This is a genomic window from Bacillus sp. FSL W8-0629, assembly GCF_038593225.1.
In the GTDB taxonomy this organism is placed as follows: domain Bacteria; phylum Bacillota; class Bacilli; order Bacillales; family Bacillaceae; genus Bacillus; species Bacillus altitudinis.
Genome location: NZ_CP151975.1, coordinates 3,117,719 through 3,137,767, shown reverse-complemented (window position 1 = coordinate 3,137,767; position 20,049 = coordinate 3,117,719). Strand labels below are relative to the sequence as shown.

Annotated in this window: 18 protein-coding genes; 16 read left to right on the top strand and 2 right to left on the bottom strand. The window is 43.7% G+C overall.

The genetic code is table 11. The features are described 5' to 3' along the window. From NSQ17_RS16350 to NSQ17_RS16305, 10 genes are all read left to right on the top strand, one after another. The gene (locus tag NSQ17_RS16350) at window positions 1-1,530 is read left to right on the top strand and encodes an MATE family efflux transporter (RefSeq protein ID WP_041507797.1); all 1,530 of its coding nucleotides are present in this window, start codon (window positions 1-3) and stop codon (window positions 1,528-1,530) included. A gap of 20 nt (window positions 1,531-1,550) precedes the next feature. After that, window positions 1,551-2,144 carry a sugar transferase gene (locus NSQ17_RS16345; RefSeq protein WP_017359198.1) on the top strand — a complete coding sequence of 198 codons (594 nt, stop codon included), beginning with the start codon at window positions 1,551-1,553 and terminating at the stop codon, window positions 2,142-2,144. After that, window positions 2,107-2,796: an acetyltransferase gene (locus tag NSQ17_RS16340; protein WP_047945668.1), complete on the top strand. Its 690-nt coding sequence runs from the start codon at window positions 2,107-2,109 to the stop codon at window positions 2,794-2,796. Before NSQ17_RS16345 ends, NSQ17_RS16340 begins: the two co-directional genes overlap by 38 nt. Then, window positions 2,793-3,956 carry a DegT/DnrJ/EryC1/StrS family aminotransferase gene (locus NSQ17_RS16335; RefSeq protein ID WP_160757988.1) on the top strand — a complete coding sequence of 388 codons (1,164 nt, stop codon included), beginning with the start codon at window positions 2,793-2,795 and terminating at the stop codon, window positions 3,954-3,956. Before NSQ17_RS16340 ends, NSQ17_RS16335 begins: the two co-directional genes overlap by 4 nt. A gap of 164 nt (window positions 3,957-4,120) precedes the next feature. Further along, window positions 4,121-5,740, top strand: coding sequence for a nickel ABC transporter substrate-binding protein (gene nikA, locus NSQ17_RS16330; RefSeq protein ID WP_144666089.1), 1,620 nt, complete (start codon window positions 4,121-4,123; stop codon window positions 5,738-5,740). 18 nt (window positions 5,741-5,758) lie between these two features. Further along, a complete protein-coding gene (gene nikB / locus NSQ17_RS16325; RefSeq protein ID WP_045034029.1) occupies window positions 5,759-6,703 on the top strand; it encodes a nickel ABC transporter permease subunit NikB in 945 nt (314 codons plus the stop codon). Beyond that, a complete protein-coding gene (gene nikC / locus NSQ17_RS16320; RefSeq protein WP_025208000.1) occupies window positions 6,700-7,533 on the top strand; it encodes a nickel ABC transporter permease subunit NikC in 834 nt (277 codons plus the stop codon). Before nikB ends, nikC begins: the two co-directional genes overlap by 4 nt. Window positions 7,534-7,537: 4 nt before the next feature. Then, window positions 7,538-8,353 carry a nickel import ATP-binding protein NikD gene (gene nikD, locus NSQ17_RS16315; RefSeq protein ID WP_181566810.1) on the top strand — a complete coding sequence of 272 codons (816 nt, stop codon included), beginning with the start codon at window positions 7,538-7,540 and terminating at the stop codon, window positions 8,351-8,353. 13 nt (window positions 8,354-8,366) lie between these two features. Beyond that, window positions 8,367-9,182: a dipeptide/oligopeptide/nickel ABC transporter ATP-binding protein gene (locus NSQ17_RS16310; RefSeq protein ID WP_058336940.1), complete on the top strand. Its 816-nt coding sequence runs from the start codon at window positions 8,367-8,369 to the stop codon at window positions 9,180-9,182. 63 nt (window positions 9,183-9,245) lie between these two features. Then, window positions 9,246-10,571: an MATE family efflux transporter gene (locus NSQ17_RS16305; RefSeq protein ID WP_073412747.1), complete on the top strand. Its 1,326-nt coding sequence runs from the start codon at window positions 9,246-9,248 to the stop codon at window positions 10,569-10,571. 24 nt (window positions 10,572-10,595) lie between these two features. Here NSQ17_RS16305 and yvfG read toward each other — a convergent pair whose 3' ends face one another. Continuing rightward, the gene (gene yvfG / locus NSQ17_RS16300) at window positions 10,596-10,811 is read right to left on the bottom strand and encodes a protein YvfG (protein ID WP_017359206.1); all 216 of its coding nucleotides are present in this window, start codon (window positions 10,809-10,811) and stop codon (window positions 10,596-10,598) included. A gap of 70 nt (window positions 10,812-10,881) precedes the next feature. Here yvfG and rpoN point away from each other — a divergent pair, with 70 nt between their 5' ends. Both rpoN and NSQ17_RS16290 read left to right on the top strand, forming a co-directional pair. Further along, entirely contained in the window at window positions 10,882-12,180 is a 1,299-nt protein-coding gene (gene rpoN, locus NSQ17_RS16295) for an RNA polymerase factor sigma-54 (protein ID WP_073412745.1), read from the top strand. Between the two features lie 173 nt (window positions 12,181-12,353). Further along, the gene (locus NSQ17_RS16290; RefSeq protein WP_047945671.1) at window positions 12,354-13,091 is read left to right on the top strand and encodes a FadR/GntR family transcriptional regulator; all 738 of its coding nucleotides are present in this window, start codon (window positions 12,354-12,356) and stop codon (window positions 13,089-13,091) included. Window positions 13,092-13,118: 27 nt separating this feature from the next. On the opposite strand, the gene NSQ17_RS16285 is transcribed toward NSQ17_RS16290, so the two are convergent. Next, a complete protein-coding gene (locus tag NSQ17_RS16285; protein WP_082136021.1) occupies window positions 13,119-14,561 on the bottom strand; it encodes a sigma 54-interacting transcriptional regulator in 1,443 nt (480 codons plus the stop codon). A 209-nt stretch (window positions 14,562-14,770) separates the two neighbouring features. Between NSQ17_RS16285 and NSQ17_RS16280 the strand changes: the two genes are divergently transcribed. The 4 genes from NSQ17_RS16280 (at window position 14,771) to gap (ending at window position 19,852) form a co-directional block, all read left to right on the top strand. Continuing rightward, window positions 14,771-15,964, top strand: coding sequence for an ornithine--oxo-acid transaminase (locus tag NSQ17_RS16280; RefSeq protein WP_024719842.1), 1,194 nt, complete (start codon window positions 14,771-14,773; stop codon window positions 15,962-15,964). A 101-nt stretch (window positions 15,965-16,065) separates the two neighbouring features. Continuing rightward, the gene (locus NSQ17_RS16275) at window positions 16,066-17,487 is read left to right on the top strand and encodes an amino acid permease (protein WP_024719841.1); all 1,422 of its coding nucleotides are present in this window, start codon (window positions 16,066-16,068) and stop codon (window positions 17,485-17,487) included. A gap of 288 nt (window positions 17,488-17,775) precedes the next feature. Beyond that, complete coding sequence (locus NSQ17_RS16270; RefSeq protein WP_342467603.1) at window positions 17,776-18,813, top strand: sugar-binding transcriptional regulator; 1,038 nt, start codon at window positions 17,776-17,778, stop codon at window positions 18,811-18,813. A gap of 31 nt (window positions 18,814-18,844) precedes the next feature. Further along, window positions 18,845-19,852 (top strand): type I glyceraldehyde-3-phosphate dehydrogenase, encoded by a 1,008-nt coding sequence (gene gap / locus NSQ17_RS16265; RefSeq protein ID WP_007500174.1) that lies wholly within the window; start codon window positions 18,845-18,847, stop codon window positions 19,850-19,852. The last annotated feature ends 197 nt before the right edge of the window (window positions 19,853-20,049 follow it).

Genomic DNA, 20,049 nt, shown 5'->3' with positions numbered 1-20,049 from the left:
ATGAACCGTGCGTTTCTTTACAATGTCAGTGCAAATGTGATGACGTTTTTCTTGATGATGCTGATGTCTGTTTGTTTAACGCCTTACATTGTTCATACACTTGGAGTGGAAGCGTTTGGTCTGATTCATCTGACGCAAAATATGATCAATTATTTATCGGTCATTACGGCTTCATTAAGTGCTGTGGTGGTGCGTTTTTTTTCTGTTGCGGCTCATAAAGGTGAGATGGAACAAGCGCAGCGCTATCTCGCTTCCTATTTTGTCAGTTCTCTTTTTTTATCCATCTGTCTTTTTTTACTTTGTCTATTCATGTCTCAGCAGCTGGTTGACTGGCTCCATGTGCCTGCTCATCTTGCAAAAGATACACAGATCGCCTTTGTGTTAGGGGGTCTTTTATTTATGCTCAATTTCGTCATGTCTGGTATTGGGGCGGCACCGTTTTATGCGAACAAATTATATGTGTCGAGTGTTGGACAGGCCATTCAGATGTTTGGCAGGGCGCTTGTGATTGTACTGTTATTTACTGTGACGACACCAGCCATTTGGCATATTCCGCTTGCAGCCGTTATGGGGAGTTTCGCCGCTTTGGGAATGGGTCTCTATTATTTTAAGAAACTCATTCCTTGGTTTTCGTTTAAGTGGCGGTACGTTTCTTTATCTTCAAGTCTCACGCTGGTTCGATCAGGGGTGTGGCATTCATTTGAGCAAATGGGCATTTTGTTGTTTTTACAAATCGATTTATTGATGACCAACTTACTGATTGGGGCAGAAGCGACTGGACAGTATGCCGCCATTTTACAATTTCCATTATTATTGCGCACCCTTGCAGGGACACTTGCGGTTGTGTTTGCGCCAACGATCACAAAATTATATTCAAATCAAGACGAGCAGGGGCTCATTCAATACGCCGCCAATGCCATGAAATGGAGCGGTTTATTTGTGGCATTCCCCGCGGCTCTGTTAGGAGGTCTTGCCGGTCCGCTCATGCTGTTATGGCTTGGACCAGCCTTTGAGGAACTGAAATGGCTGCTGATGATTCATGCGGCTTATTTGTGTTTCACGTTGATGTTTTTACCGCTGACCTATGTACCGACTGCCTTTAACCGATTTAAAGTGCCGGCGGTTGTGACACTCATATTAGGCGGTTCCAATGTCCTGTTAGCCTATGGACTGACTCACCTACTTCAGCTTGGGTTATATGGCATTGCATCAGCAGGGGCCGTTGTTTTATTGATGAAAAATATCGTTTTTCTCCCATTGTATACAGCCAAGATCACGAAACAGAAAAGTACCATCTTTTACAAACATACAGTCGTTCCGCTGTTTGGGGCTCTGTTCATATGGGGGATCTGTGCCGGCATTCAGGCTGTGTATGATGTGACGAGATGGTGGGAGCTATTTTGTATTGGCGGAATATGTTTCGTTCTCTACTTAGGCTATTTGTATCAATTTGCAGGAACAAAACAAGAGCGGATACAGCTCATGCGTAAGGTGAAACAAGCTGCTATTGAACGCTCTGTCTCTCGCTAGTGTGGAAAGGAGAAGCAATGATGAAAAGAATAATAGATGTGGTCGTGGCTTTGACCCTGCTCATCGCAGGCAGCCCCCTTTTCCTTCTCATCTATGGACTCATTCGGTGGAAAATCGGAGCGCCTGTGGTGTTTCGACAAGAACGGCCTGGTCTATACGGACAGCCGTTTATGCTTTATAAATTTCGGACGATGACCGAGGAACGCGATGAACATGGCGTACTGCTTCCAGACCATCTTCGATTAACAAAAACCGGCGCCTTTATTCGTAAGCTCAGTCTTGATGAATTGCCGCAGCTTGTCAATGTACTCAAAGGGGAAATCAGTCTCGTTGGACCAAGACCGCTTTTAATGGAGTATTTACAAATGTACACAGAGGAGCAAGCGAAGCGTCATCTTGTGAAGCCTGGTATCACTGGATGGGCCCAGGTAAATGGGAGGAATACTCTCTCTTGGGAGGAGAAATTCACCTATGACCTCTGGTATGTAGAGCATCAATCGTTTTGGCTCGATATGAAAATCTTATGGATGACCTTGCTGAAAGTCATCAAAACAGAAGGGGTGCAGCAGCCAAATCATGCAACAGCTGAAAAATTCAAAGGAACCGATACGTAAAGAGCAGCCCATTGGCTTAATAGGGGCTGGTGGACACAGTAAGGTCATTCAGGAGTTGATTTTTTTGCATCCTGATTACTCATTGTGTGCTGTATTAGACGATCGATTTGAGGAGGCTGACACTCGAACCGGCATTCTGTATGGTCCGGTTTCTATGAGTCAAAAGGTAAGAGATGAAATACCTGATATGCAATGGCTGATTGCCATTGGGCAAAACGAAATCAGACAGAGGATCAAAGAACGTCTCGCATTTGAAGAGAGTGCATTTGCCACACTGATTCATCCAGAGGCAGTTGTGAGCTCGTCAACGAAGGTTGGCCGAGGAACGGTTGTGATGGCAAGGGCTGTTGTGCAAGCAGATGCAGTAATTGGTGAGCATGCCATTATCAACACCGGTTCTATCGTGGAGCATGACTGCTTTCTCGAATCCTTTACGCACCTTTCTCCGGGAGCCGTGCTCACCGGCTGTGTCTCTGTGCGAGAGGGTGCTCATATTGGAGCTGGGGCTGCTGTCATACCTGGCAGAACCATTGGAAGCTGGGCAGTGATCGGCGCAGGAGCGGCAGTGACCCGAGATATACATGATCAGAAAGTCGCCGTAGGCGCTCCTGCAATTGAGATCAAAGATCGAAGAGAAGGTGGGAAATCATGAGAGACAGGAAACGAATCTACTTATCTCCTCCTCATATGAGTGGAAAAGAACAGAAGAAAATAGAGGAGGCATTTAAGAGCAATTGGATTGCACCATTAGGACCGCTTGTAAATGAATTTGAGCAAGTGGTCGCGGATTATGCAGGCGTGAAGAGTGGAGCGGCATTGTCTTCAGGTACAGCAGCCATTCACCTTGCCTTAAAACTCATTGGCGTTCAAAAGGGAGATATGGTCTTTTGTTCCACTCTCACATTTGTTGCCAGTGCAAATCCTATTTTATATGAACAAGCGACGCCTGTTTTTATTGATTCAGAAAAAGAGACATGGAATATGTGTCCGCTGGCGTTAGAGAAAGCCTTCGCTGAAACAAAACGACTTGGGAAAAGACCTCGTGCGGTTATTGTCGTTCATTTATACGGACAAAGTGCGAAAATGGATGAAATCATAGCGGTGTGTGAGGCATATGATGTGCCAATCATTGAAGATGCGGCTGAATCGTTAGGCAGTATATATAAAGGAAGAAAAAGCGGTTCAATGGGCAGGTTCGGTGTGTACTCTTTTAACGGAAATAAAATCATTACAACATCAGGAGGCGGAATGCTTGTCAGTGATGATGAAGCAGCCATCGACCGCTGCCGATTTCTCGCGTCACAGGCAAGAGAACATGCCCTACACTATGAACATCAAGAGGAGGGATATAACTATCGGATGAGCAACCTGCTCGCAGGTGTAGGAATTGCACAAATGGAAGTGTTAGAGGAGCGTGTTCAGCAAAAACGCCGCATTTTCGAGCGTTATCAAGATGCTTTAGCCGATATTGAAGGCCTTCAATTTATGCCAGAATATCAAGAAACTACATCAAACCGCTGGCTGACCACATTCACCATTGATCATCATGTACAGATGTCTCCAGTAGAGATGATAGATGCTTTAGAACAAAAGCAGATCGAAGCAAGGCGTGTATGGAAGCCACTGCATCAGCAGCCGCTCTTTCATGGTTGTCCTTTTTATACAACAGCCGATGAAGTCCCTACATCTGAGTTGTTATTTGAGACAGGTCTTTGCCTGCCATCTGGTACAAGCATGACAGACGCGGAACAGGAGCTTGTCATTGATACATTGCACAGCGCCCTGCAAAAGAAAGCATTATCCTCCACATAGGCTGCTCGTTCATCAGCAGCCTGCCTCTCTTTTTAACAAATCCCTTAATTTGTGGAATAATAAGGAATATATATTGTCATTTCGTATCAAATATGATATTGACAACAGAGTCCTTCCTCCTTAAAATGAAAATGATTATCAGCATCAATTAGGGGGAGCAACTTATGTTTATTTGGAATAAATTTCTGAAAATTAAAATAAATACAATATTACCTATCCTACTGATCTTCTTACTAGTAGGCTGTTCTCAAGCAAATAATGGAGCAGGTGGAGACAAGGATCATCCCGATATGATCACCATGGCATGGCCAAGAGATATTGGCGAAATGAATCCGCACATATACAATCCATCACAATTGTTTGCCCAATCCATGATTTACGAACCATTGGTGAGCTATCAAAAAAATGGAAAGCTTAAACCTGAATTAGCAAAATCATGGGATGTTTCCAAGGATGGCAAGGTGTATACGTTCCATCTTAGAGACAATGTCACGTTCTCAGATGGATCTAAATTTAATGCGAACATTGTGAAAAAGAATTTTGATACGATTTTAAAAAACAAAGAAGTACATAGCTGGTTAGGTGTCATAAAGAAAATCAAAAAGACAGAAGCAGTGGACAAGCAAACGTTTAAACTCACATTAACTGAGCCTTATTATCCAACTGTTCAAGAGTTAGCTGTTGTGCGCCCCGTTCGTTTCCTAGGCGAAGCAGGTTTTCCGAAAAACGGAGATACATCAAAAGGAATCGAAAAACCAGTGGGGACAGGTCCTTGGGTATTAAAGACGTACAAAAAAGATGATTATGCGATTTTTGAACGAAATGACCACTACTGGGGAGAGAAACCAAAGGTCAAAGAAATCAAAGTGAAGGTCATTCCAGATGCCGAAACAAGAGTGATGGCATTTGAAAAAGGCGATGTAGATTTACTTTATGGAGAAGGAACGATTAGCCTTGATGCTTTTAAACAACTAGAGGCGAGCGGCAAGTATGAAACGAAGATGTCAGAGCCCATAGCCACTAGACAGCTTGTCATGAACACAAAAGTCGATCAGCTGTCAGATGAGAAAGTGCGTCACGCCCTTCAGTATGCGATCAATAAAACATCATTGGTGGAAGGTGTGACCTCTGGCTTAGAGGATGTAGCAGATCACATCTTGCCGACAAACATGCCATATACGTCAGGCATCCGGGTGAAATCTTTCCAATATGATGTGGACAAAGCGAAGGCTTTACTGGATGAAGCAGGCTGGACGCTTCCGAAAGGAAAAACCATACGCGAAAAAGACGGAAAAACGCTTGAGTTTAGTATGATGTATGACTCAGCAGAATCGATTCAAAAAACAATGGCTGAAACACTGCAGGCAGAATGGGCAGCCATTGGGGTTGGCGTCAAACTTGAAGGTGTCGAGCTGGCGACGCAGGTTCAGCGGTTTAAAGCGAACAAGTTTGATATGAACTTCTTTAGCAATTATGGAGCGCCGTATGATCCGCATACATTTATGAACGTTGTCTCATCAGATGGTTTTGGATTCAAAGAGGCGATCTCTGCGTATCCGAATAAAGATAAGCTGATCAAAGAAATGACAGAGATTCCATCAACAACTAATGAAAACAAACGTAAAGCACTTTATTCGTCCGTCTTATCATCCTTGCAAGATCAAGGGGCGATTGTGCCAATCTCTTATTTTAAAAAGACAGCTGTTTATCAAAAAGATGTGAAGGACTTTGATTTCCCTGCGAATCGAGATGAACATCCTTTCACAGGCATCAAGCTGAAGTAACAGAAGGAAGGTAAGCAAATGAGCCGCTATATCATCAAACGAATGTTATCCATCATTCCTGTATTTCTACTAGCCACACTGTTCACAACTGGCATGATTCATCTGTCACCAGTTGATCCAGCGGAGGCATATTTAGCAGCGGCTCATATTCAGCCTACTGATGAGGTATTAGCCCAAAAACGAAGTGAATTTGGTTTAGATGAACCTTTTTACATGCAGTACCTTCATACGATTGGAAAAGTCGTCCGTCTTGATTTTGGGCGGTCGTATATGACCAATCAGCCTGTGCTTGATGAGGTGATCTATCGAATACCTGCGACGATTCAATTGGCGTTCACTAGTCTGCTGATCGCAATTTGTGTCAGTATTCCACTGGGCTTTTTCAGCGGGTTGAGAAAAAATGGCGTTGTAGATCATGTGAGCCGGATGATTTCCTTCCTAGGAGCATCTATCCCGACCTTTGTTTTGGGATATTTGCTCATCTTCTTTTTTTCAGTGAAACTCGACCTTTTACCTGTTGAAGGTGTTGGTACATGGGAACATCTTGTACTGCCATCCATTACCCTGGCTGTGCCGTTAATTGCGATGTATACGAGATTATTACGAGCGAGTGTGAGTGAGACGCTTCACGAGCCTTTTGTTCAATATGCGAGAATGAGAGGGTTAAAGGAACAATCGATTATGTTCAAACATGTCTTCAGAATGGCGATATCACCGATGCTGACAGGACTTGGCGTGAATCTTGGCAAGCTGCTCACAGGGACCATTATTGTAGAGGCTGTTTTTTCTTGGCCTGGATTTGGACGATTTTTTATTGAAGCGATCTTTAACCGGGATCTGCCGGTCATTCAGTTTTATGTGTTGATGGCGGCGTGTATCTTTATCTTAAGCAGCTTGATGGTTGATCTCCTTCAGCTGCTCATTGACCCCCGTATTTCTAGAAAGGAAGGCCGCCAGCCATGATGACAAAAGTAAAACACCTCTTCTATCATCAAAAGATGATCTCGATCTGTGTGGTGCTGCTCGGTCTCCTGCTCATTGTGACGGTATGTGCACCATGGATCGCTCCGCATGACCCGGCGGCTGTTAATCTTGCAATGAAACTAAAGGGATCTTCATGGGAGTATCCTCTAGGCACCGATCAATTGGGAAGATGCAATTTATCTCGTATTCTATATGGTGCTCGTATTTCACTAGGCTGTGCGTTGTTAATCTTTGTTTCCTCTCTATCTATCGGTTTAATCGTAGGGCTGATATCTGGATATAAAGGCGGCTGGATCGATCACGTCTTGATGAGATTGTGCGACGGGGTCATGGCATTTCCGAATTTGGTACTGATCCTTGGATTAGTCGGTATTTTTGGACCGGGGCTTTCTCAAGTGGTGCTGGCTTTGATGCTTGTGCAGTGGGTGTATTATGCTCGGGTCTTTCGAGGGATGGTGCTTAGTTTAAAAGAACAAAACTTTATTGCAGCTGCGAAGATTAGCGGTACTTCCCATTGGAATATCATGAGAAAGCATATGATTCCGAATGTACTGCCGCCACTCGCAGTTGTGGGCACACTTGAAATGGGCTGGGCGATTATGGACATTTCCGCCATGTCTTTTCTAGGCTTAGGGGTTCAGCCGCCTACGCCTGAATGGGGAGCGATGATCCATGAAGGAAAATCTTATATTCAAACAAATCCTCAGCTGATGCTTTATCCGGGCCTTGTGATTATGGCTGTGGTCATTCTATTCAACTTACTGGGAGAAGCCCTTTCAGAGAAATATGGCATCAAACGTCGTGTGTAAAGGAATGAGTCAGTTGGAAGAGTCTATTTTAAACATAGAGAACCTGCATGTGCATACGAAAACGCCGCAAGGAACCATTTCTCTCGTTCAGGAAATAGCCTTTGAGGTAAAGCGCGGTCAAATTGTTGGATTAATTGGTGAGAGCGGATGCGGAAAAACGGTGACAAGTATGTCGATCTTAAACATGCTTGATCGAAAAACAACGGAAGTGACAGGCAGTATCACTCTACAAGGTCGAGAATTGATCGGTTTGAGTGAACAGCATATGCGGTCTATTCGTGGCAAAGATCTCTCATATATCATGCAAAATCCAATGAATAGCTTTACGCCTGTATGGACGATTGGACATCAATTGATTGAAACAATCCGCCGGCATACAGCTGTCAGTAAAAGGCAGGCACGGGTCCAGGCAATTAAAGCCTTAGAGAAAATGAACCTGCCCCATCCAGATCAATTATTGAGTAAATACCCTTTTGAATTAAGCGGGGGGATGCTCCAGCGTGTCATGATTGCTATGGCTGCCTGTATGCATCCGCCTCTGATCATCGCAGATGAACCGACAACCGCATTAGATGTACACAATCAGAAGCTGGTGCTTGAGCACTTGAATCAAATTCGTCATGAATACGGAACGGCGATTTTGCTCATTACCCACGATCTTAGTGTGATTGCGGAAATGGCAGACGAGGTCGTGGTGATGAAACAAGGAAAAATCGTTGAAAAGGCTGAAGTTCTTGAGCTTTTTGAACACCCGAAGCATGATTATACAAAGAAACTTTTAGCAGCTCGTCCATCCATGCCAGCTGTTTGCACGATTTGAGGTGAGAAGACCGTTGCATTTAATAGAAGTGAAAGCAGTTAGTCATTCATATGGCAACCGATCGTTTCTGATGAGGACAAAAGGGAGAACCCCTGTCCTGAAAAACGTTCATTTGACCATTGAAGAAGGCACTTGTCTTGGATTATTAGGTCAAAGTGGCGCAGGGAAAAGTACACTCGGCCGCATCATCCTTGGACTAGAGAAGCCGAGGGTCGGACAAGTTCTGTTTGAAGGTCAGGATATCATTCGTGCAGATCAGCGGACACATCAGCATTTCCGCCGACATGTACAAGCGGTATTTCAAGATTCATATTCAGCGGTTAATCCAAGGTGGACAGTGGAACAAATTCTATCTGAGCCGCTTGAAAACTATGAACCAATGACCCGTAAAAAACGTCAGCATATACTCATTCACTGGTTAGAAAGAGTAGGGCTCAGTGAGCAGGATTTGTCCAAGTACCCATACCAATTTAGCGGCGGCCAGCTACAGCGGATCAACATCGCCAGAGCACTGGTGCTTCAGCCAAAGCTCATTGTGCTGGATGAATCAGTCAGTAGCTTAGATATGGTTACGCAGGCAGTCATTTTAGATTTGTTAGTCGAATTAAAGAAAGAGCTGAAGCTTGCATACTTATTTATCACACATGATTTGACAGCGGCCTATCATTTAAGTGATCAATTAGCGATTCTTGATCAGGGTGAACTTGTGGCTCAGTTTCAATCGAAGGATGATTTCTTTATATCAGAGCACGCAGCTGTGCTGAAAATGAAGGAGGCAACGCTCGCCAGCCACCCTTTGTCTCGAACGATTGGCAGGCCGGTTCGTTAACTTTTTCATTCCCTCAATGCCTCTTTTAAGAGAGGCTATTTTTCATGAAAGGCAGGTGGCATCGTGAACCATCGAGCATATTTAGCTTTGGCGATCCCTTTAACCATTTCAACGATGACCACGCCATTACTTGGAGCTGTCGATACAGCAGTTGTTGGCCAGCTTGCCAACCCCGCTTATATAGGGGGCGTCGCAGTCGGCAGTCTCATTTTTAGTACATTGTACTGGCTGTTTGGCTTTTTACGGGTAAGTACATCTGCTTTTGCCGCCCAAGCAAACGGAGCGCAGAACGAGGAGCAGGGTGTTCTTGCTTTTCTAAGGCCTTTTTTGCTGGCTATTATTGTCGGGCTTTGTTTTATTGCTCTTCAATGGCCCATTATTCAATCCGCATTATGGATCATCTCTCCTGCTGCTGATGTGCGCGAATATGCAGCGGACTATTTTCACATTCGGATCTGGGGAGCGCCATTTACCTTAATGAATTACGTCATACTCGGCTGGCTGATGGGGATGGCAAAAATGAAAGAAGCCCTTTCTTTACAAATTTTGATCAATGTCATGAATATGATCTTGGCATTGATCTTAGTTCATGCGTTTTCTTTTGCCGTCAAAGGTGTGGCAGCGGCGACATTGATCTCTGAACTCACTGCTTTTGTGTTAGGGGTCTGGATTATCTTGAAGCATACGTCAAACGGTTTTCGGATGCCGTCTATCCAGCAGATGATGGACACACGTGCAGTAAAGAAAATGTTTCATGTGAATAAAGACTTGTTTATCCGAACGATCTGTCTGCTTGTTGTGATCAACATGTTTACAGCAAAGGGAGCTTCTTTCGGAACGGAGCAATTGGCGGCGAATGCCATTTTATTTCAAATTCACTACATCATGGCCTATTTGTTCGATGGATTTGCCAATGCGTCCAGCATCCTTGTCGGTAGATCAGTAGGTGCGAACGACCGAGCGCTTTATGATAAAACTTTAACCCTTTCGAGACAATGGGCAGTTGTGATGGCATGTGTCATTGCGGCAGGTTACTTTTTCTTTAAAGTACCGATTTTGAGCCTGTTTACAAATTTGCCTCAGCTTCTTGATGTGACACTGCAATATGCCGATTGGCTCGTTCTTTATCCGTTTGCTGCTTGCTTTGGCTTGGTGATATATGGTGTATTCACAGGTGCGACAGAAATTGCTCCTGTTAGGAATTCAATGCTGTTTGCGATGATTTTGTTTGTGGCTGTTCAGGCGGCAGTCATTCCGATATGGCACAATCACGGACTATGGTTTGCCTTTATCATTTATACTGTAGGGCGGTCCGGCTTTTTGATGATGTACAAATCGAAGCTTGATCAAAAGCTTTTCCTGCATGAAAAACACCCTTTGCAATCATGAGAAAGGGTGTTGCTTTTCGTCCATTTATTCGCTTTCTTTTTTCACCTTTTGGTACGCTTCATCGAGATGCTGAATTCGCTTCAAGACAACAGCATTTTTCGTCAATTGGTCCTGCACAAGTGTAGAAACCACCGAACGATAATAAGCGTTCATGGCATGAATCTTGTCTTCATGTTGATTCATGGCAATGTGCTGTTTTAAGTTATCAATAAAGTATGGAACAGAAAAAAGTTCAGACATGGAAATCACTCCTATTTCGTATATACGGTCCGTCAATCTTCATGTAAAATGATGAGAGGGAGGGGAGACAATGAGCCTTAAACTGCAACAAGAACTAGTATTAAAGCAGGTACTCACGCAAGAACTCAGGCAGGCGATTACGCTGCTGCAATTGAATTGTGCAGAGCTGGGTGAGTATCTTGATCAGTTAGCGCTTGAGAACCCTCTGATTGAGCGGAAAGACACGGACAGCTATCAACCAGTTTATCATAAAAGAACGCAAGATCGAATGACAGAGCCGTATCGTACGCATCAAAAAGAAAGCCTGCAAATGTATTTAAAGAGACAGGCCATTGATTTGAATTTAAGTGAAAAGAATCAAAGAATATTTCAATTCATGATTGAGTCCATTGATTCCAATGGCTATTTAAATGAACCGGTTGACCAAATGGCCGCTGTGTTACAGGCTTCGGCAGAAGAAGTAGAGGCCGTTCTTCATCAGCTTCAATCATTAGAGCCTGCCGGTATTGGCGCTAGATCATTGCAAGAATGCATCCTGCTCCAGCTTAGACGAAAAAAGGATCGCTGGTATGAAGCAGAGCTGATCATCGAAGGGCATTTCTTTCTTTTCGCAAGGAAGGCTTGGAAGGAAATCGCAGCTAAAACAGGTATGCCGTTGAAAACCCTGCAAACCATACAAGATGAGGTGTCGCTTCTCGAACCAAGACCAGGCCTTCATTTCTCTTATGAAGACCAGGATGTGTATATAGAACCAGATGTGTTGATTACAGCTGCGGGAGGTCACATCACATTCGAGCTGAACCAGCGTGCTTTTCCGGACATTGAAATGAATGAAGGGTATTTCGCCATGATTCAAGATCAAAAGCGGCATGAAGCATATGCATATTTAAAGGAAAAGCATCAGCAGTACAATTGGCTTGTTCAAGCGCTGAAGCAGAGAAAACAAACGATGACAAATGTCGTTCGTGAGATTATCTTACAACAGACTGATTTTTTCCTGACCGGGAAGCATAAAATGAAACCGCTTACGATGAAGCGGGTTGCAGATAAATTACAAGTGCATGAGTCGACAGTGAGTCGAACAGTCAAAGGGAAAATGGTGCAGACCCCTTATGGGTTAATGGAAATGAAACAGTTTTTCCAAGCGAAACTAGAAGGGCATTCGCTCGAAGAAGCATCCAGCTACACAGTGAAGACCCACATTGCAGAGCTGATTCAATCAGAAAATAAGAAAAAACCGTATTCGGATCAGCAAATCATGACGCAGCTTCAGCAAACCTTTGGTATCCGCGTCTCTCGCAGAACCATTGCCAAATATCGTGAACAAATGAACCTTCCGTCTTCCACGCTGCGGAAGCGATATGATTAAAAAGAAGCACATGCCAGAAACAATGGCACGTGCTTCTTTTTTGATGAGTGAAAGAGTGATAGAAGATTTCTTGAGAATTGAAAAAAGGGAAGACGTGTGATCTGAATTTTGGGGTAAAGTATAAGATAGGGCATGAGGCGATAGGGTAGACAACAGTGATGAGGTGAGACCAATTGAAATATAAACAAATCAAAACGAAAAAAATATATGAAGAAATTGCGGACGCATTAGTCGAATCCATTCGAACGGGGGAGCTTCTTCCGGGCGAAAAATTAGACTCGGTTCAAGCACTTTCTGAAAACTTTCAAGTCAGCCGTTCCGCTGTGAGAGAGGCGCTGTCCGCTCTGAAAGCGATCGGATTAATAGAGATGAAGCAAGGAGAAGGCACATATGTGAAGCAGTTCGATCCTGAGCAGCTCACATTTTGTTTATCTCCTGCTTTTTTGATGAAGCAGCAGGATATCGTGCAGCTTCTAGAAGTGAGATCAATCATTGAATCAGGTGCTGTCAAAAAGGCAGCATTGCTGCGGACAGACGAGGACCTCCATCGACTGCATGAGGCACTTGAACAAATGAAGCGTGCAGAAGCGCATAAAGAAATTGGTGAAGAGGCAGACCTTACATTTCATCTTGCCATCGCTAAAGCCTCAAAGAATCATTTACTGGCGGCGTTAATGAATCAGGTCTCATCCTTATTAATTGAAACGATGCGGGAAACGAGAAAAATCGTGTTATTTTCAAGAAAAGCGTCCATACGTCAGCTTTACAAAGACCATGAACGTATTTATCAAGCTGTCATGGACAAGCAGCCAGAAGAAGCGGAGAGGGCGATGCTTACACATTTGGAAAAAGTAGAACAACTTCTTGGTGATGTGCTGCAAGAACAGGAAGGAAAGCCAGATATTCAATAAGCTGTGCCGAAAAACGGCACAGCTCTATTATTGAAGAGAAATATGCAATTTTTTCATTCGATATTGCAGACTTTGCCTGCTCATGCCCAATATCTTTGCAGTCTGTGAAATATTGTCGTCCATTTTATTTAAGTAATGGACGATGTATTGTTTTTCAAATCGTTCCATTTGGGTTTGGAAATCAGTTGTATGATCTGAGCTCGTGTAGACAAACGTATCAGTTGCAGCTGATAGATTAAGCGGACTCATCTGCATGTGTTCACTAGGACGTCCTTCTCCTTGCTTGAAACGGAAATGGTAAGGAAGGTGATGCATGCTTAAGTATGTTTCGTCCATCATCATATTCATCCCAGCTTCAATCACATGCTCCAGTTCTCTTACATTGCCCGGCCAATGATACGTTTGGAACAGGGCAAGTACCTCTTCATCAGCCGCCTTCACATTCATTTGAAACAGTTCATTATATTTTTGAATAAAATGCATGACAAATGTGGGGATGTCTTCTTTTCGCTCAGAGAGTGGCGGGATAAACAAGGTGACAATGCCAAGCCGGTAAAATAAATCCTTTCGCATTCGTCCACCTGCGATCGCATCCACAGGGTCCTCATTCATATTAGCAATCACTCTCACATCAATGGCGATTTCCTTTGTACTGCCTAACCTTCTCACACGTTTCTCTTGCAAGACGCGCAATAGTTTTGCTTGAAGAGCTGGGTGTAATGAGTTGATCTCATCTAAAAGCAGTGTACCTCCTTGTGCTTGTTCGAATAGACCGGGCTGATCTGTTGCCCCTGTAAAAGCCCCTTTTTGTGTTCCAAAAAGCAGACTTTCAATGAGGTTATCAGGCAGTGCTGCGCAATTCTGCGTAATAAATGGTCCAGATGAACGGCTGCTGCCATTATGAATGCTTTGTGCAAATAGCTCTTTCCCCGTCCCTGTCTCACCAACAATCAGCACATAAGAAGAGGTACGTGTGGCTCGTTTCGCATGTTCAATCACTTCTAAAAAGGCAGGACTCTCCCCAATGATTGAATCAAATGTAAAGCGTGTGTTTCCTTTTTTCTTCATATTGTGATGAATGAGCCGTTCCAGTTTCGTGACATCATTCGAAATTTCAACCGCCCCTTGAATCAAACCGTCTCGAACGAGCGGGTATGTATGGTTAATCGTTGTGATTTCTTTTCCATTGTAGTTGTGATACGTCTGCTTTGCATGAACCGTCTGTTTCCCGGTTCGCAGCGCTTGGACAAGTGTACTGTGCATCTCATCCTGAAACACAAAGAGGTCTAAGACATTTTTATAAAGGACATCAGAACGTTTTAAAGATTCGATCTCCATCATTTTTTTGTTATAAACAATGGTATTACCATTTTCATCAATGGCGTGAACCCCAACATCAATTAAATCGAGCATTTGTTTATATAGATCAATCTCATTTTCAAGCTTTGCGGTATGCTGATCTTTTTTCACTTGCGCCACCTCCAGACATTACCTCTATTTTACATGAAAAATTTTGCGGTTTCCTCTAAAAAAATTTGCATATGCAAAATTATTTTGCGTTAAAGATGAGAACAATCCTAGGCACAGAGCGATCACTAAGTTGGCATGATCCTTGCATAACATAAGAGTGAAGATGAACCCAATCAAAAGAGGCAAGCTTATAGAAGGAGGAATACACGATGACACAGACAAAAGCATTGATTCATCAAACAGAACAATACGGTGCGGCGAACTATCATCCGTTGCCAATTGTGATTTCAGAGGCTGAGGGAGTGTGGGTGACTGATCCTGAGGGCAACCGCTACATGGATATGCTCAGTGCATATTCTGCAGTGAACCAAGGACATCGCCATCCCCGCATTATTGAAGCGCTTAAAACACAAGCTGACCGCGTGACACTCACATCAAGGGCCTTCCATAATGATCAGCTTGGCCCATGGTATGAGAAGATTTGCAAATTAACGAATAAAGAGATGGCATTGCCGATGAATACGGGTGCTGAGGCTGTGGAAACGGCTGTAAAGGCAGCGAGACGATGGGGCTATGATGTCAAGGGGATCGAAGAGAATCGGGCAGAAATTATTGCATGTACCGGGAATTTTCATGGTCGCACAATGACGGCTGTGTCACTTTCTTCGGAAGCAGAATATCAAAGAGGTTTCGGTCCGATGCTTCCAGGCATAAAGCTCATCCCTTATGGAGATATTGAGGCGTTACGCGAAGCGATCACTCCGCAAACAGCGGCTTTTCTCTTTGAACCGATTCAAGGAGAAGCGGGCATTGTCATGCCGCCTGAGGGCTTTATAAAAGAGGCAAAAGCGATCTGTGAGAAGGAACATGTGTTATTGATCGCAGATGAAATTCAAGTGGGATTAGCGCGGACCGGCAAGATGTTTGCATGCGACTGGGAAGACATTGAGCCGGATATGCTGATTCTTGGTAAAGCACTTGGCGGTGGGGTATTCCCGATCTCATGTGTTGTCGCAAACCGTGATATTTTAGGTGTGTTTAATCCAGGGTCTCACGGGTCTACCTTCGGCGGGAATCCTCTTGCGTGCGCAGTATCACTTGCTGCACTAGATGTTTTAATCGACGAGAAGCTTGCCGAGCGCTCATTGGAGCTTGGGCAATATTTCAAAGACAAACTATCACGCATTCAAAGTCCTGTGATTAAGGAAGTACGCGGGCGTGGACTATTTATTGGGATGGAACTGACTGAGGCAGCTAGACCTTATTGTGAGAAGCTCAAGCAAGCAGGGCTGTTATGCAAAGAAACCCATGAGACAGTGATTCGATTTGCACCGCCGCTTACCATTTCAAAAGAAGACTTGGATTGGGCAATTGCTCATATCCAAGCGTTATTTCAAGCATAAATGATCAAGGGAGAAGCCTTCAAATTCTCCCTTTCTCTTTCAATGAACGGCGAATTTTGTCAAAGGTTGATGAATAGAAGAGTGAAAGTGGGGAAGCGGATTTGAAGCCAGAACAGCATAATGAACTAGAGCGTTCCATGAAAAGCAGACATCTTTTTATGATTGCCTTAGGCGGGGTTATCGGAACAGGCCTTTTCCTTGGGTCAGGACTCATTATTCATCAAGCAGGCCCAGGGGGAGCCATTCTTTCGTTTATCATTGGCGGGTTGCTCATGTATTTGGTGATGCTCTGTCTTGGTGAATTAGCAGTGGCGATGCCGACAGCTGGTTCCTTTCAGGAGTATGCCACGAAGTATATTGGTCCATCCACGGGCTTTATGATCGGCTGGCTCTATTGGTTTAGCTGGGCATGTACGATCGGACTTGAATTTACATCAGCAGGGATTCTACTCCAAAGGTGGTTTCCTGATATCCCAGTTTGGCTTTGGTGTCTTGCCTTTAGCGTCATCTTATTTGCCATCAATGCCATCTCAGCTCGCAGCTTTGCTGAAACCGAGTTTTGGTTTTCAGCCATCAAGGTTGCTGCGATCTTATTGTTTATTATCATTGGAATTGGCGCAATTTTCGGAATGATTCATTTGAAAGGTGGGGAACCTGCCCCCCTATTTCGCCATTTGACAGATCATGGCGGACTTTTTCCTAATGGTGTTTTTGCGATTTTATTAACCATGGTCACAGTCAATTTCTCCTTTCAAGGAACAGAGCTTGTAGGGATTGCAGCAGGGGAGAGTGAAAATCCAGAAAAAACACTCCCACGCTCTATTCGGAATATTATTTGGCGGACGATGGTCTTTTTTGTTTTATCGATTGCGGTTCTTGCAGCGCTTCTGCCATGGCAGACCGCCGGCGCAGTGGATAGTCCGTTTGTTGTGGTGTTGGACAAGGTTGGCATACCATACGCTGCAGATATCATGAATTTTATCATCATCACAGCGGTCTTATCTGTAGCAAACTCTGGACTATATGCATCATCACGTATGCTTTGGGCGCTTTCAAAAGACGGGAAAGGACCTGTTTTCACGAAAAAATTATCCAAACGTAAAATCCCGATCAATGCCTTATTGGTGACAATGGGTGTATCCGCTCTATCACTGCTCACGAGTGTTGTAGCACCAAAAACGGTATATGTCTGGCTCATATCCATTTCGGGTATGGTGCTTGTCGTGGTTTGGATGTCTATTTGTTTATCCCAATACTTCTTTAGGAGACAATTCATTAAAGAGGGCGGAGATGTAAAGGATCTTGTCTTCCGAACGCCTTTTTATCCATTTGTGCCATTAGCAGGCTTTATCGCATTTGGCATTGTTCTTATCAGTTTATTCTTTATTGAGGATCAGCGGATTGGTCTTTATTGCGGAGTTCCATTTATGGCCGCCTGCTACATCATTTACTACCTCAAGATTAAACCGAAGGAAGATGCGAAACGGTTTAATGAAGAGAAAGAAACGATACCGAAAACATAAGCAGGCGGCTTTTGACCGCCTGCACCTTTTCAAAGACAAATGCATTCAATATAGAAGAAAATAAATAGTTTGAAAAAAATAAAATAGCGGAAAGCTAGATGACAAGCAGGTTATCGGTCAAAATGTGTCTATTTTTTGTCTAAATGTGTTTGTAAGAGTTGAAAATGCAAGATTATCCTGTTAAAATAATTAAAGAAAGCAGGGATTGATTTTTTTTGGCTGTGGCGGGACGTTTTTTGTCACAGTGGGACGTTTTTAGTCCAACGTGAAAAGAAAGGGTCGTTAGCCATGAATCGTTTATTGGAAGCTCAAAAAAAATTATTACCAGATCTTCTCACAGTTATGCAAAAGCGCTACGACGTTTTGCAGTACATCAGATTAGCTGAACCAATTGGTCGCAGAAGTCTTGCGACAAGTCTTGGTCTCAGTGAACGTATCTTAAGAGCTGAAGTTCAGTTCTTAAAGGAACAAAATCTGCTGGATGTCAAAACGAGCGGTATGATGCTGACGACTGAAGGTCATGCTTTGCTTGAAATGCTTGAAGGAATGATGAAGGACGTTTTAGGTTTAACCTTTTTGGAAAATACATTAAAGAGGAAATTAGGCCTGGAAGAAGTCATCATTGTTTCTGGTGACAGCGATGAATCCCCGTGGGTGAAGCAAGAAATGGGAAGAGCTGCTGTCCAATGTATGAAAAAAAGGTTTACTGGGAATAATATCGTCGCCGTCACTGGCGGAACGACGATGGAAGCTGTTGCCGAAATGATGACCCCTGATGCCAAAAATCGCGACATGATGTTTGTCCCTGCGAGAGGCGGTCTTGGGGAGAATGTAAAAAATCAGGCAAACACCATTTGTGCACACATGGCTGAAAAAGCTTCCGGTACTTACAAACTGCTGTTTGTTCCAGGACAGCTGTCAGAAGGTGCTTACTCTTCCATTATTGAAGAGCCGTCCGTCAAAGAAGTGCTTCAAACAATTAAATCATCCACGATGCTTATTCATGGAATCGGTGAAGCAAAAACAATGGCGATGAGACGAAACACACCCGCTGAAGATTTAAAAAAGATTGATGAGCATGACGCAGTGACAGAGGCTTTTGGCTATTACTTTAATCGTGATGGCGAGGTCGTCCACAAAGTGCACTCCGTCGGCATGCAGCTAGATGATTTAGAAAGCATTCCACACATCATTGCTGTTGCAGGTGGATCATCAAAGGCTGGGGCCATTGAAGCTTATTTCAAAAAACCCCGCCGAACGGTTCTCGTCACAGACGAAGGAGCCGCAAAAGAGTTATTAAGGGAGTCAATAGATCCCTCAATATAAAACATTGTGACCTATAAAAGGAGGAAACATCATGGCAGTAAAAGTCGGTATTAACGGATTTGGACGTATTGGACGTAACGTATTTCGTGCAGCATTAAACAATCCTGAAGTTGAGGTAGTAGCGGTTAACGATCTAACAGACGCTAACATGCTTGCACACCTTTTACAATATGACTCTGTTCACGGAAAACTAGATGCAGAGGTTTCTGTAGACGGTACGAACTTAGTAGTGAACGGTAAAACAATCGAAGTATCAGCTGAGCGTGACCCTGCGAAATTAAGCTGGGGTAAACAAGGCGTAGAAATCGTTGTTGAATCTACTGGATTCTTCACAAAACGTGCAGACGCTGCTAAACACTTAGAAGCTGGCGCTAAAAAAGTCATCATCTCTGCTCCTGCTAACGAAGAAGATATCACAATCGTTATGGGTGTAAACGAAGACAAATACGATGCAGCTAGCCACGATGTCATCTCTAATGCATCTTGTACAACAAACTGCTTAGCTCCATTTGCAAAAGTACTTAACGATAAATTTGGTATCAAACGCGGTATGATGACAACTGTTCACTCATACACAAATGACCAACAAATTCTTGATCTTCCGCACAAAGACTACCGTCGTGCTCGTGCAGCTGCGGAAAACATCATCCCAACTTCTACAGGTGCTGCGAAAGCTGTTTCACTTGTATTGCCTGAACTTAAAGGTAAATTAAACGGTGGCGCTATGCGTGTTCCAACACCTAACGTTTCTTTAGTTGATCTTGTTGCTGAATTAAATCAAGATGTGACAGCTGAAGACGTAAATGCAGCACTTAAAGAAGCGGCTGAAGGAGAACTTAAAGGAATCCTTGGCTACAGCGAAGAGCCATTAGTATCTGGTGACTACAATGGTAATGCAAACTCTTCAACAATCGATGCTCTTTCTACAATGGTAATGGAAGGCAGCATGGTGAAAGTCATTTCTTGGTACGATAACGAGAGTGGATATTCTCACCGCGTTGTTGACCTTGCAGCTTACATTGCAAAACAAGGTCTTTAATTTCTCACACTGAAGGAACTCACTTGGTTCTTTCCTAGAGACACGATATAATGAAGACGGACAAGGGAAGGGGAAGCATCCCTTTCCCTTTTTCTCTGTATTTATCCGTTCTGCACGATTTCTCGTTTTGATGAGGGCAAAATGGGAAAAGGATAAAGAGAGACTTGTCCAATGCGTAAGGAAACCAGAATAAAGGA

Excerpts from the sequence above, each read along its gene's own strand:
- NSQ17_RS16350 (WP_041507797.1), top strand. The coding sequence starts at position 1 with ATGAACCGTGCGTTTCTTTACAATGTCAGTGCAAATGTGATGACGTTT.
- NSQ17_RS16345 (WP_017359198.1), top strand. The coding sequence starts at position 1,551 with ATGAAAAGAATAATAGATGTGGTCGTGGCTTTGACCCTGCTCATCGCA.
- NSQ17_RS16340 (WP_047945668.1), top strand. The coding sequence starts at position 2,107 with ATGCAACAGCTGAAAAATTCAAAGGAACCGATACGTAAAGAGCAGCCC.
- NSQ17_RS16335 (WP_160757988.1), top strand. The coding sequence starts at position 2,793 with ATGAGAGACAGGAAACGAATCTACTTATCTCCTCCTCATATGAGTGGA.
- nikA (WP_144666089.1), top strand. The coding sequence starts at position 4,121 with ATGTTTATTTGGAATAAATTTCTGAAAATTAAAATAAATACAATATTA.
- nikB (WP_045034029.1), top strand. The coding sequence starts at position 5,759 with ATGAGCCGCTATATCATCAAACGAATGTTATCCATCATTCCTGTATTT.
- nikC (WP_025208000.1), top strand. The coding sequence starts at position 6,700 with ATGATGACAAAAGTAAAACACCTCTTCTATCATCAAAAGATGATCTCG.
- nikD (WP_181566810.1), top strand. The coding sequence starts at position 7,538 with ATGAGTCAGTTGGAAGAGTCTATTTTAAACATAGAGAACCTGCATGTG.
- yvfG (WP_017359206.1), bottom strand. The coding sequence starts at position 10,811 with ATGTCTGAACTTTTTTCTGTTCCATACTTTATTGATAACTTAAAACAG.
- rpoN (WP_073412745.1), top strand. The coding sequence starts at position 10,882 with ATGAGCCTTAAACTGCAACAAGAACTAGTATTAAAGCAGGTACTCACG.
- NSQ17_RS16280 (WP_024719842.1), top strand. The coding sequence starts at position 14,771 with ATGACACAGACAAAAGCATTGATTCATCAAACAGAACAATACGGTGCG.
- NSQ17_RS16270 (WP_342467603.1), top strand. The coding sequence starts at position 17,776 with ATGAATCGTTTATTGGAAGCTCAAAAAAAATTATTACCAGATCTTCTC.
- gap (WP_007500174.1), top strand. The coding sequence starts at position 18,845 with ATGGCAGTAAAAGTCGGTATTAACGGATTTGGACGTATTGGACGTAAC.